Source organism: Nocardia sp. TBRC8007 (genome assembly GCF_056629435.1).
In genome coordinates, this window is sequence record NZ_JBWSOR010000012.1 from 75,470 (window position 1) to 87,821 (window position 12,352).

General features: G+C 64.1%; 11 protein-coding genes. 7 read left to right on the forward strand and 4 right to left on the reverse strand.

The window, feature by feature from the left end; all coding sequences use genetic code 11:
- The first annotated feature begins 278 nt into the window (after positions 1 to 278).
- Positions 279 to 740 carry a hypothetical protein gene (locus ACX4ZE_RS12690; protein WP_480273590.1) on the forward strand — a complete coding sequence of 154 codons (462 nt, stop codon included), beginning with the start codon at positions 279 to 281 and terminating at the stop codon, positions 738 to 740.
- 91 nt (positions 741 to 831) lie between these two features.
- Here ACX4ZE_RS12690 and ACX4ZE_RS12695 read toward each other — a convergent pair whose 3' ends face one another.
- The 3 genes from ACX4ZE_RS12695 to ACX4ZE_RS12705 all read right to left on the reverse strand — a co-directional run bounded on the left by ACX4ZE_RS12695 (position 832) and on the right by ACX4ZE_RS12705 (position 3,991).
- Positions 832 to 1,587 (reverse strand): FAD-binding oxidoreductase, encoded by a 756-nt coding sequence (locus ACX4ZE_RS12695; RefSeq protein ID WP_480273591.1) that lies wholly within the window; start codon positions 1,585 to 1,587, stop codon positions 832 to 834.
- A gap of 32 nt (positions 1,588 to 1,619) precedes the next feature.
- Positions 1,620 to 2,777 (reverse strand): FAD-binding oxidoreductase, encoded by a 1,158-nt coding sequence (locus ACX4ZE_RS12700; protein ID WP_480273592.1) that lies wholly within the window; start codon positions 2,775 to 2,777, stop codon positions 1,620 to 1,622.
- Between the two features lie 278 nt (positions 2,778 to 3,055).
- Entirely contained in the window at positions 3,056 to 3,991 is a 936-nt protein-coding gene (locus tag ACX4ZE_RS12705; protein ID WP_480273593.1) for an NADP-dependent oxidoreductase, read from the reverse strand.
- Positions 3,992 to 4,335: 344 nt separating this feature from the next.
- Here ACX4ZE_RS12705 and clpB point away from each other — a divergent pair, with 344 nt between their 5' ends.
- The 6 genes from clpB (at position 4,336) to ACX4ZE_RS12735 (ending at position 11,790) form a co-directional block, all read left to right on the forward strand.
- Positions 4,336 to 6,891, forward strand: coding sequence for an ATP-dependent chaperone ClpB (clpB, locus tag ACX4ZE_RS12710; protein ID WP_480273594.1), 2,556 nt, complete (start codon positions 4,336 to 4,338; stop codon positions 6,889 to 6,891).
- A 189-nt stretch (positions 6,892 to 7,080) separates the two neighbouring features.
- On the forward strand, positions 7,081 to 7,863 hold the full coding sequence (locus tag ACX4ZE_RS12715) for a DUF5666 domain-containing protein (RefSeq protein ID WP_480273595.1): 783 nt from the start codon (positions 7,081 to 7,083) through the stop codon (positions 7,861 to 7,863).
- Positions 7,864 to 8,011: 148 nt separating this feature from the next.
- On the forward strand, positions 8,012 to 9,022 hold the full coding sequence (locus tag ACX4ZE_RS12720; RefSeq protein ID WP_480273596.1) for a hypothetical protein: 1,011 nt from the start codon (positions 8,012 to 8,014) through the stop codon (positions 9,020 to 9,022).
- A gap of 394 nt (positions 9,023 to 9,416) precedes the next feature.
- On the forward strand, positions 9,417 to 9,968 hold the full coding sequence (pyrE, locus tag ACX4ZE_RS12725; protein ID WP_480273597.1) for an orotate phosphoribosyltransferase: 552 nt from the start codon (positions 9,417 to 9,419) through the stop codon (positions 9,966 to 9,968).
- 52 nt (positions 9,969 to 10,020) lie between these two features.
- The gene (locus tag ACX4ZE_RS12730) at positions 10,021 to 11,079 is read left to right on the forward strand and encodes a beta-ketoacyl-ACP synthase 3 (protein ID WP_480273598.1); all 1,059 of its coding nucleotides are present in this window, start codon (positions 10,021 to 10,023) and stop codon (positions 11,077 to 11,079) included.
- Positions 11,080 to 11,082: 3 nt separating this feature from the next.
- Entirely contained in the window at positions 11,083 to 11,790 is a 708-nt protein-coding gene (locus ACX4ZE_RS12735) for a lysoplasmalogenase (protein ID WP_480273599.1), read from the forward strand.
- Here ACX4ZE_RS12735 and ACX4ZE_RS12740 read toward each other — a convergent pair.
- Positions 11,774 to 12,220, reverse strand: a complete 447-nt coding sequence (locus ACX4ZE_RS12740; RefSeq protein WP_480273600.1) for a hypothetical protein — start codon at positions 12,218 to 12,220, stop codon at positions 11,774 to 11,776. The two genes, ACX4ZE_RS12735 and ACX4ZE_RS12740, sit on opposite strands and share 17 nt — an antisense overlap.
- Positions 12,221 to 12,352 lie beyond the last annotated feature (132 nt).

The window sequence follows — 12,352 nt, forward strand, 5'->3', positions numbered from 1 at the left end:
GCCTGGGTGCTCCGGACCGATCGACGGGCTTGTCTCAGTCCGGGGCGATGTCGCGAGTGACCGGGATCCGCTAGTGCAGTGCCGGGTCGATTACTGGTGTGATTGCAGCGCTCGCGCAGCTTACCGGGGACTGCAAGGTGCCGGAGGACTCCGTTAGTTCCTGCTGGATGAGGTTGCGCCGCAGCGGAACTCCATCAGTTGTTTGGTCATGTGATAACCGGTTACAGTGATGCCTGGCGCACATGGGTGCGTCATTATTACTGCTAAAGGGGGGACCTGTGTCTCGCATACCTGTTCTCGGTACGCTGCTGGCCGCGCTGACAGCGGTGATAGTGTTCTCAGCACCGAATGCCGCAGCCTGGACGCCGGAAGACGCGCGGCTCGCGGCCTGTGATTTCGGCAGAGAGGTCGGGACCTACGACCATGCCGCGCTGGATGGCTACTTTCAACGGGACTTGGATCGCAGTACCGGCGATTTCGCAAACGAATTCTCCTCGGCAGCACCGGCTCTGAGGGAGGGCATGCAACAGGCGCGGGTGCGCGGATGGGTCGAATCCGTCGAATGCGGCGGGATTGGTGGCAACCTGTTACGCCAACAGGTATTGATCAACATTGTCCAGGTCCTGACCAATGCGACCAGATCGGAACCGCATCGTAGGGCGCTTACTTTGACAGTGACCATCGACAACGTCTGGGGCCGTTGGCTGGTCAGCGAACTCGACTCGAAGCAACGTCTCTGAAACCGGCCTCGGGTTCTCGGTCCGGGAAGGGGACGGGAGCATTCGGTGTCCTTTCGACAGCAGTGACACCCACCCCTGCCCGCACGGCGAATCAACACCGTATGAGTTCTGCGGGAGTTCCCGTTTCGATCAGGCGGTCCACGGTGGTATGCACCATGGCGGGTGAGCCGCAGACCAATACCTGCTGGTTGCGGAACGCGCCGTGTGCGGCGACGACGTCGGCGAGGGTGCCGTGTAACAGGTCGTCGGGAGGAAAGCCGATGTCCACGCGGGACTGTTCGTACCATTCGTCCACCCAGCCGGGGTCGTCCAGGTCTTCCACCACGGGAATCACGGTGAGCCACGGTAATTCGCCTGTCAGCAGGTACAGCATGTCCGCGGCGTACAGGTCGCGCGGAGACCGGCCGCCGACGAACAGATAGGTGCGTGGCGGATCCGGTCTGCGGGCCAGATCGAGGATTTGGGCGCGCATGGGCGCCAATCCGGTGCCGCCGGCGATCATCACCACCTCGTTGCCGTGCGGGTCGACGTGGAACCCTTCGAGCGGCGCGCTGATGCGCCATTCGTCACCTGGCCGGGTATCGGCCACGATGGAGCCGCTGCACCAGCCGCCGGGCACGGTGCGCACATGGAACTCCAGTTTGCCGTCGAGCGAGGGGGGCAGTGCGGGCGAAAACCTGCGTCGCACACCGGGATGTTGCGGCACCCGCACTTCGACGGACTGTCCTGCGGCGAATGGTACGAACTCACCGATCAATCGGATCACCGCGAGGTCGTGGCGTAGCCGATGATGGCCAACGACGGTCGAGGTCCATTCCGGTGCGTCATACGTTCCGGTATCGGACATGCTCGGCTCCCCCAACGGGGCCCCTCCTTCTTCTACACAGGGTCGCAGCTGATGATGTGCTCCGGCGTGCCGACCGCGATGAGTGCACGGCGGGTATCGGCGATCATTCGTGCCGATCCGGCGATTTGGATCTGCCGGTCCGCCCAGGCGCCGAAGCTGGCGACCACGGCGCCAAGGTTACCGGTCAGGCGTCGGTGCATGCCGTACGGCGCGTCTTGCACTGGATGCGGATACCACCACGGGTTGGTCTTCTGCTCGCACACCGGTATGACGGTCAGCCAGGGATTGCTCTGCGAGAGCTGCCACATGTTCTCTACGTCGTACAGGTCGCAGGGGTAGTGACCGCCGATGAAGAAGTGCACCCGTGGGTTGACGCCACGCTGGCCCATCTCGATCAGTTGGGCGCGCAATGGGGCGATGCCGGTGCCCGCGCCGATCATCAGTACGTCGCGTTCGCTGTCCCTGTCGACGTGCAGGCCGCCGAGCGGTGCCGCGATCCGCCACCGGTCGCCTATCTCGGTGTCATTGACGATCGCGGTGCTCACCCAGCCGCCGCGGATCTTGCGCACATGGAATTCGATCTCGCCGTAGGGGTTGGCAGGGATCGCCGGGGAGAGGTATCGCCACATTCTCGGGCGCTGTGGCACGCTCACCGGCACGTATTGTCCTGCCTGGTAGGGCACCGGCTCGTCGGATTGCAGGCGTATGACGGCCAGGTCATCCAGTACCCGGCGATGGCCGACCACAGTGGCTTCCCAGTACGGCTTGGACTTGTCGGAGTTGGCACCGATGGCCATGGCCGCGGAGATCAAGATGGTGATGTCGCGCCAGCCTTCCTCCAGCTCGCTGTGCCAGGCCGTGCCGTTGTAGTCACGGAATGCGGCGAGCAGGGCGCTGCCCGCTCGGTCGTAGTGTGTTGCTTCCACGCCATACTTGCGGTGGTCGCGGGCGAGCTGTTCCAAGAATTTCTGTGCTTGCCCCCAGTCCTCCAGGTGTTCGAGCACATACTGGATAGCCATGGCCATGCGCTTTGGTTGCATGTCCATGGTGGGGGGGAACAATTCGTATAGCCCAGGGTTCTCAGCGAACAGGTGACTGTAGAACGCACTGACCAACCGCTCGGGTCCCTGCGGTGACTCGAGCACCGAACGGAAGTTGGCGCGGACCAGCGCAGCCGAACGCGCATCCACGACGTCGAGCTTCCTTTCCCTTAGTTCTGCTCGTCCCTTAGTTCTGCTCGGAGACCTATCTGTTACCAGCGGTCTCTCACCGACAAGTATCCCCGAGAACGTTGTAGCCGTGTGGGCGCGGTCGGGAGGACCGACACAATGGTGAACGGCGGGCAAATCGAGAGTGGTGCCAATTCCACGAAGTGTGGCGGCGCGGGCGAGCTGCACCGGACCTTTCGTCACATCAAGTGTGCGGACACAGGGCTGATTTCGGCCGGGTGCAGACGTTTCGTTGTCGCTCAGATGGCGAGTACGGTTTTGCCGCGAGCTCCGGTCGCGCCGATGACTTCGGGGCCTGCTGCCAGCGGCACGGTCGCAGCGATCGGTACCACTACGTCGCCCGCGGCGACACGTTGGATGAGCCGAGCCAGTTCCGGAGCTTTCCCCTTGGATTCGATGTTGCCGCCCCTGAGGGATCGTGCCTGCAAGTCAGTCTCGTCGGCGGCGAAGACGGTGGAGTACACCGTTCCGCCCGCGCGGACCAGTGTGCTCAATTCGGTGAGTGTTTCGGGCTGGCTCACCAGATCGAACAGGACGTCGATGCCCTCCGGATGTGCCGCGGCAACCTGGTCGTGTACCGATCCCGCGGTGTAGTCGACGGTCTCGGCCGCGCCGAGCCTGGTCATCTGGTCGGCCGAGGTGCTGCGCGCGGTCGCGATGACATGCGCGCCCGCGACATTGGTCAGCTGGACCAGGAACGAGCCGACACCGCCGGTCGCGCCGACGATCAGCACGGTCTGACCTGGTTCGATATGAGTGGCGTCCACAAGGTCCTGAGCGGTGACCCCCGCAGTCGGTAGCGCCGCGGCCGCGACTGTCGGTACACCGGCCGGGATCGGCACCAGCGTGCCCCCTTCTGGCAGCACAGCATACTCGGCGAAGCTGCCGTGGCCCGCTGGTGGTGTGAGGAATTTGCCGACCACCCGTTCGCCGACCGTGAATCGGCTGACACCGGCACCGAGGGTGGCGACGGTGCCCGCGCCGTCCACCCCGAGGATCATCGGAAAATCGTGCGGCAGTCTGCCCTCCAGCACACCGGAGGCCATGCGCTGGTCGAAGGGGTTCACTCCGGCGGCTTCCAGTTGCACCTGCACGGTGCCGGGCCTTGGCTCGGGCAACGGCATCTCGGCTAGCTCTGGCGTCGCACCGAATTTTCGTACCACGATCGCGCGCATTCGTTCACTCCTCGTTTGGGCTGAAGTGGTTCGAAGTGCTGCCGCGCCTGGCGGCTGTGGTCATCGTAGGCATTCCAGAGGTGCTACCCGGTGGAACTGTCGTATTCGGTGGTGTCGGCATCGTCGCTTTCCGCAGCATGGTGGCGTAGCGTCCGGATCGGATTCGGCGCGGTATACGCGCGTCGGAAACTCGGCAGAAAATTTCAATCTTGAGCGGAACAGACTCAACCTTTCCAACGTTGGAAGCTGAAGAGCGGCGTCGAATCGAACATCTGTTGCGCGAGGCGAAGCTAGGGCTTCGATCGTGCTCGGCACCGCGCGAACGACTAGTAGGAAGGTGAATCGTGGACTCGTTCAACCCCACCACCAAGACCCAGGCTGCCTTGACCGCCGCGTTGCAAGCGGCCTCGGCCGCGGGCAATCCTGAGATTCGTCCAGCGCACCTGTTGGTAGCGCTGTTGGATCAAACCGATGGCATCGCCGCGCCCTTGTTGAAGGCCGTTGGCACGGATCCGGCGCCGGTGCGGCGCGAGGCCCAGGACATCGTGGATCGGTTGCCCCACGCGACCGGTGCTACCACTACGCCGCAGCTGGGTCGGGAGGCGCTCGCCGCGATCACCGCCGCACAACGTTCGGCTACCGAGCTGGGGGATGAATATGTCTCCACCGAGCACGTCATGGTCGGTCTCGCTGAGGGCGATTCCGATGTGACGATGCTGCTCACGAAGTATGGCGCCACTGCGGACGCGCTGCGTTCGGCGTTCACCGCCGTGCGTGGCAGCGCTAGGGTGACCAGCCCAGATCCGGAAGGTAGCTACCAGGCGCTGGAGAAATACTCCACCGACCTCACCGAGGCCGCTCGGTCCGGAAAGCTCGATCCGGTGATCGGGCGGGATACCGAAATCCGGCGCGTGGTTCAGGTGCTGAGCCGCCGCACCAAGAACAATCCGGTGCTGATCGGCGAGCCAGGCGTCGGCAAGACCGCGATCGTAGAGGGTCTGGCCCAGCGCATCGTGGCGGGTGACGTCCCGGAGTCGTTGCGCGGCAAGTCGGTTGTTTCGCTCGACCTTGGTGCGATGGTCGCTGGCGCGAAGTATCGCGGTGAGTTCGAGGAGCGGCTCAAAGCCGTGCTGGAGGACATCAAGAACAGCGCGGGGCAGATCATCACCTTCATCGATGAACTGCACACCATCGTCGGAGCCGGGGCTACCGGGGAATCGGCGATGGACGCGGGCAATATGATCAAGCCCATGCTGGCCCGTGGCGAGCTGCGCCTGGTCGGCGCGACCACTCTGGAGGAATACCGTCAGCACATCGAGAAGGACGCGGCCTTGGAGCGTCGTTTCCAGCAGGTGCTGGTCGGGGAGCCGTCGGTCGAAGACACCATCGGCATCCTGCGCGGTATCAAGGAGCGCTACGAGGTGCATCACGGAGTGCGCATCACCGACTCCGCCCTAGTAGCTGCGGCTGCGTTGTCGGACCGGTACATCACCTCCCGGTTCCTGCCGGACAAGGCGATCGATCTGGTCGACGAGTCGGCCTCGCGTCTGCGCATGGAGATCGACTCCCGTCCGGTGGAGATCGACGAAGTCGAGCGTGCGGTGCGCCGACTGGAGATCGAAGAGGTCGCACTGAGTAAGGAGACCGATGAGGCGACCAAGCAGCGGTTGGACAAGCTGCGCGCCGAACTCGCCGATTCCAGGGAAAAGCTCAACCAGCTGACGACTCGTTGGCAGAACGAGAAGAACGCGATCGACCAGGTCCGGGTGCTGAAGGAGGAGCTGGAATCGCTGCGCGGCGAGTCCGAACGCGCCGAGCGCGACGGCGACCTGGGCAAGGCAGCCGAGCTGCGTTACGGACGGATCCCCGCACTGGAGAAGCAACTGACCGAGGCCGAAAAGACCTCGGCCACAGCGGGTGATGGCGAGGTCATGCTCAAAGAAGAGGTCGGTCCTGACGATATCGCTGAGGTGGTATCCGCATGGACCGGTATTCCGGTAGGTCGGATGATGGAGGGTGAGACACAGAAGCTGTTGCGAATGGAGCAGGAGCTGGGGCGCCGCGTAGTCGGGCAGGCGGAGGCCGTGCAGGCCGTATCCGACGCGGTGCGCAGGTCGCGCGCTGGTGTCGCCGACCCGAACCGGCCGACCGGCTCGTTCATGTTCGTCGGCCCGACCGGTGTCGGCAAGACCGAGCTGGCGAAGGCGTTGGCGGACTTCTTGTTCGACGATGAGCGGGCCATGGTCCGGATCGATATGAGCGAATACAGCGAGAAGCACTCGGTCGCCCGGCTGGTCGGTGCTCCGCCCGGCTACGTCGGTTACGACCAAGGCGGCCAGCTCACCGAGGCGGTGCGGCGCAGGCCCTACACGGTGGTGCTGTTCGACGAGATCGAGAAAGCGCACCCGGATGTGTTCGACATCTTGTTGCAGGTACTCGACGAAGGCAGGCTCACCGATGGCCAGGGCCGGACTGTGGACTTCCGTAACGCGATTCTCATCCTCACCTCCAACTTGGGTGCCGGTGGTGACCAGGAGTTCGTGTTGAACGCGGTACGTTCGGCGTTCAAGCCGGAGTTCCTCAATCGCCTCGACGATGTGGTCATGTTCCACGCGTTGGAGCAAGAGCAGCTGGAAGACATCGTCGATATCCAGCTCGCTCAACTGCAGAAGCGGTTATCACAGCGCAGGCTGACCCTGGATGTCAGCGATTCGGCCCGGTTCTGGCTCGCTATCCGTGGCTACGACCCCGTCTACGGCGCTCGCCCACTGCGCAGGCTGATCCAGCAGGCAATCGGCGATGCCCTAGCCAAGGAGCTGCTCGCCGGAGAGATCGCCGATGGCGACAGCGTCAAGGTGACGGTCAGCCCCGACGGGGACTCTCTCCTGGTCGGTCGTTGACCGAGAGGAATCCCGGGGCCGGGTACGCCTGGAGCACGGGATTCCGCTGAGCTGATCGCTTGCGCGGCTGATTTCCGGTCGGCTCAGCCGCGTAGGCGCGGCTCGGTGTCTCAGCGAACATGTCGTGCCACAGGTGCGGGGAGTCGCGCCACAGGTGCGGGGAATCGAACACGGCCTACGCTGGATGCCATGACCAACCCGAATGATCCGTGGGGACAGCGGCCGGCTGACGCGTCGACCGAGCGCATGGGTCCAGCGGTCGATTCGGGGCACGAGGACCCGACCCGGTCCATAGGACACCCCGAGGCGTACGGCACTCCCTCGGAGTATCCCCCGGCGTATCTCCCGACCGAGCAGTACGGGGTATGGGCGCAGCCGGGGGCGAACGCCACGCGCGAGTTTCCGCCCTACGACACCCAGTGGGGTTCCTACCAGGACACTGGTGGTGGCCAGTGGGGGAATACGGCCGGGCTACCCGGTGATGCGACCTCGCCATCACCGCGGCGCAATACCGGCTTGTGGATCGTGCTCGGTGTAGCGGTTATCCTCCTCGTCGGAGCGGTCGGCGTAGCCGCGGGTGTGCTGCTCGGCGACAGTCGTTCCGGTTCGACCAGCACCATGGCCACTTCCTCGGCGCCTGCCGCGACCGAACCCATTCCGGGCGGTGGGTCCTTTCAGCCGACTCCGCCGAGTGGGCAGCCGAGCGTACCCGGGTTCGGCGGTGTCGACGGTTTCAACGCGGTCATGGGGACCATCACCGCCAACGACAACGGCACGTTGACCGTGAACACCGTGCTCGGGGATACCGTCACCGTGCGCACCGATGCGAATACTCGGGTGATCTCGATGTCGAGCGAAACAGTGGCCGACCTGCCCACCGGAGAGTTCGTGCTGTTGGAGGGAGACAAGGCGGCGGACGGATCGCTGCTGGCCAGGGTGATCATCGGCACCTCATTGCCCGGTGGCGGATGAGTGGCGACCGGATGTGCTCATGCGAATCAGTCGAAGACATTCCTCCGGTGTGCCGGAGCGGCGAAGTAGCGGCTGTCGCGCCGCGTCCGGCTCGGCATAGGGGCCAATGGCCGACTATGCCGGGCCGCGCCTATTAGGCTAGGCGGCGATGACGGCACTGTGGTTCGGATTAGCGGCGGTCGCGCTCACAGGCGCGATCGTGTTGCTGTATTTCGATCGGCTCCAGCGGCAGCGGACCGGTCATGCGCGACAGGTCTGGGCGAAAGCCCAGGGATATACCTACGTGTCGGTGGAGCCCGCGCTACCGTCCACATGGCGGCGTGGTGCGCTGGCCAAACTCGGTTACCTCTCCGCGGTCGATGTGGTCTCCGGCATGCGGAAGGGGGAGAAGTTCATACTGTTCGATCTGGAAGATGCCGCGACCTTGGTCGCGGTGCGCCGCCAGATCGGTTCGGACATCGATGTGGACATGCGGTTGAAAACCACCCCTCCGCCCAAGGACCATGATCTGGAACTGCTGGGCGCCATCGGTGACCGGGTCGTTTTCGCCACCAACCCCGAAATCGCCAGACACGCTGTCGACCAGCGCATGGTCGCCTTCATCGAGGCGCTGTCCGACACTGTGCAGATGCTCTGGAGCGAGGGCAATTGGACATTGGGCATGCTGCCGTGCGGCACCTCTGCCAAAGACTGGGAGAGCACGATCGACGCGGTGCTGCGCTTGTCCGGCCTGTTGCATGTACTACCACCGATCAGCGAGCCGCGTTTCGATGACAACGGACACGATCCCGCGCCCCGGAAGCAGGCCGAGTGCCAGGAAGCCGATACCGAGCGCCAGGAGGCCGGTACCGAGCGTCCGGCCGCAGCGGACTCCAAGGCGGGTGAGCGCGCGTCGCTGACAGCGGCGGACGAAAAAGAGCCCGAGCAGCCTCGTCGTCCCTCGTTAGCAGTGGTGCCGAATACACGGGTGCGGATGCGTGAGGACGCCGGTGCGGCCGAGCAGAGCGGACCGCAGGAGGAACAGGACGAGCATCAGGAGAGGCGGGAGCAACCCGGCGTGACACCTGAGTCGGGCGAGTCGACGAGGCAGCCTGCCCACCCGTCCGGCGGGCCGTTCCACCCCGGATTCCGGCCTTACCAGGGACCCGCACCGAAGTGAGCGGCCGAGCATTATCGATGCGGCCTGTGCGGCGGGGCTGATCCCGGACTCGGCTCGGCATGCTCGACGTTCGATGCTTACGTCGTATCCTTCACGGAAGGGTTGGCAGGCGGATCGGCCAGAACCGAAGTGCGGGTCCAGGCGCCGCACCCAGGATTCTTGTGCTCGGAATTTTGTGAGCGAGCAGGTATAGAGACGTCGGCGCCGTCGAAGCGTTGCGGCCGGGTGCCGATCAGGTCGTTGTGGGCTCACTACGTGATCTGGAAGAGGACCGGGTGTTCGGCGTGTCCGGGGCGCCGTATGAAACGCTCACTGTCGGCGTTGGAATGATCCCATGAACCCCGGCGGCCCGGCTGAATCGTGGGCCGTTCAATGCACGCGGAAGGAAATAGAGATGATCGACCAGGTGATCACCAACGACAGAGACAGACTGGCCGTGTTGGTGCGTGAACTTGCCGTGGTGCACGGCAGGGTCACTCTCTCCTCCGGCAAGGAAGCCGACTACTACGTCGATCTGCGCCGCGCGACGCTGCACCATGACGCAGGACCCCTGATCGGCAAACTACTGCGTGAGCTGGTCGCGGACTGGGATTTCGCCGCGGTCGGTGGCCTGACCATGGGCGCCGACCCAGTCGCTCTGGCCGTCATGCATGCGCCGGGTCGCCCGATCGATGCCTTTGTGGTGCGCAAGGCCGCGAAGTCGCACGGCATGCAGCGGCAGATCGAGGGTCCGGATATCAGGGGCAAACGGGTTCTGGTGGTCGAGGACACCACCACCACAGGGAATTCGCCGCTCACCGCGGTGCGCGCACTGCGCGCGGCGGGCGCTACCGTAGTGGGTGTCGCCACGGTCGTCGACCGGGAAACCGGAGCTGATCAGGTGATCGCAGCAGAGGGACTGGAGTACCGGTCGATTCTCGGATTGAAGGATCTCGCCTTGGGATAGCCTAGGCTGTGATCTGAGATTTATAGATGGTGAAGGGTCGTGTGAGCCACACGTGGTGAGCATTGCAGTTAATAGAAGTCGCGAGAACGTTGCGATGCTCGGAATCGGTGCTTACCGACCGAAGCATCTGGTCAGTAACGATGAAATATGCGAGGTGTTGGATTCCACCGATGAGTGGATTTATGAGCGTACCGGTATTCGCAACCGACGCTGGGTCAGCGGTGACGAGACCTTGCGGTCGATGGCCGTGGCAGCAGGTGAGCGCGCCCTTGTCAACAGCGGCATCGAACGGTCGCGGATCGATGCCCTGGTTCTGGCTACATCCAGCTGGCTGAAGTTCACCCCGCACGGGGCGCCGTCGGTGGCCTCCGATATCGGGATGAATGGAATCGCCGCGTTCGATCTGACTTCCGGCTGTGGTGGTTTCGGATACGGTCTCGGTGTGGCCGCCGACATGATCCGCGCAGGCTCGGCGGAATATGTACTGCTCATCGGCGCCGAGACGATGACAGTCGGGCTCGATCCCACCGACCGCAGCACCGCGATGATCTTCGGTGACGGCGCGGGCGCGGTGGTGGTCGGCCCGAGCGAGGAGAACGGTATCTCGCCGACGGTATGGGGTAGCGACGGCGAGCATGCCTCCGCGATCATGCAAGATATCGACTTCTTGGAGTTCATGCATCGGGCACAGGACATGCAGGGGCTCGACCCGGCGACCGACCCGGTCGGGCGGATGTCGCTGCGGATGGAGGGTCAGCAGGTGTTCCGTTGGGCTGCGGTCACTTTGCCTCGGGCGCTGTCCACCGCGCTCGAGTTGTCCAATGTTCCCAAGGAAGACATCGACGTCTTCATCCCGCATCAAGCCAATGCCCGCATCAGCGAACTGATGAAAAAGAACCTGGGACTGGCCGACGAGATCCCGATGGCCAACGATATCGAAAACGCGGGCAACACCTCGGCCGCCTCTATTCCGCTGGCGATGGAGGAAATGCTGGTGACCGGTAAGGCCAAAGGCGGGCAGACCGCGTTGTTGCTCGGTTTCGGCGCAGGTCTGAGCTACGCGGGACAGGTGGTCACGTTGCCGCCTGCTCCGGAAGAGCCGAGTTTTTAGCCGATGCGGCCGTTCCGCGCTGGTTTTCTCGCGGCTGCCGCGGTCACCGTCTATGGTGCGGTCAGCGGTCGGGACAAGGTGCAGTGGATCGCGAAACCGCTGTTGATGCCGCTGCTCGCGGCCGATGTGGCTACCGAGGGCGGTGAGTTGTCGCCCGCGCGGCGTTCCACATTGATCGGCTCGCTCAGCGCGGCGGCGATCGGCGATATTATGCTCATCGACCCCGATGACGACCGGCGGTTGATCGCGGGCGCGTCATCGTTCGCAGTGATGCAGACAGGCTACTCGGCACTGTGGTGGCGGATGGGCGGCAGGCCGACCCGCGACGCCACAGTGCCACGGGTGGTCGCGTGGTTGGGTATGGCCGGGCTGTTAAGGGCGAAGGCGCGGTCGGTGGCCGTGCCACTGACGGCCTACGGTCTCAGCTTGGGCGCCGCCGGTGTGCTGGCCTCGGATCCGAGGCTGGCACCTGCCTCGAAAAATATCGTGGGTATGAATGTTCCCGGTGCTGATCCGCATAGCCGTCTCGGGCTCGGCGCACTGTTGTTCACCGTCTCAGACGGGCTCATCGTGCTGCGCCGATTGTTCGCACACGGTGAGCGGGCTCGCAGGGGCGTCGAAGGCGTAATCCTGACTACTTACGCGGCCGCGCAGTATCTGCTCGCCGATCCGAAGGCGCACGAGAAAGCTGTGCTCACAACACCACAATGATGCGATCGCGGTTATCGGGATCGACGCGGATGGACAGCGTCCTGCCGACCTCCATCCGGGTTCGGTCAGCCGGGGTGACATCGAAAATGATCGTCCCCTGGTAGCTTTCCGAACCGGGTACAGTCAGTTCCAGATCCAGCTCGGTGAGTTCGGTGCAATGGTCGGTGCGTTCGAGTGGATGCACGCCCGCGATGGTCGCCCAGCCTTCCAGGCCGTGCCGCCACAACTGGCGGTCCGCTCTCGACGGTCGCGCCGCCCACATCATCCCCATTCCGACACATGAGCCGAACAATCCGGTCAACGCCACAATCTGATATGGAACAGTCTCTGACGGAGTACGCTGCACCACCCACCCCAGCCAGAGCCCGAGCAGCACCAGATACCCGGCCGTCACTCCGAGCACCGCACGCAGTGTCCGCTCGTGGTCCATGCCAGCCTCCGCCCCCGAATGCCCACCTTCCAGGATAGTCGCACAGCTTCCGGACGGGGCACATCCGTAGCATGATCGCCACAATATCGATCGGACTCGTACTACTGCCGATTGTGCTGCTCGCGGTGCTCG

Coding starts and splice junctions, on each gene's coding strand:
- ACX4ZE_RS12695 (WP_480273591.1), bottom strand. CDS start 1,587: ATGTCCGATACCGGAACGTATGACGCACCGGAATGGACCTCGACCGTC.
- ACX4ZE_RS12705 (WP_480273593.1), bottom strand. CDS start 3,991: ATGCGCGCGATCGTGGTACGAAAATTCGGTGCGACGCCAGAGCTAGCC.
- ACX4ZE_RS12715 (WP_480273595.1), top strand. CDS start 7,081: ATGACCAACCCGAATGATCCGTGGGGACAGCGGCCGGCTGACGCGTCG.
- ACX4ZE_RS12720 (WP_480273596.1), top strand. CDS start 8,012: ATGACGGCACTGTGGTTCGGATTAGCGGCGGTCGCGCTCACAGGCGCG.
- pyrE (WP_480273597.1), top strand. CDS start 9,417: ATGATCGACCAGGTGATCACCAACGACAGAGACAGACTGGCCGTGTTG.
- ACX4ZE_RS12735 (WP_480273599.1), top strand. CDS start 11,083: ATGCGGCCGTTCCGCGCTGGTTTTCTCGCGGCTGCCGCGGTCACCGTC.
- ACX4ZE_RS12740 (WP_480273600.1), bottom strand. CDS start 12,220: ATGGACCACGAGCGGACACTGCGTGCGGTGCTCGGAGTGACGGCCGGG.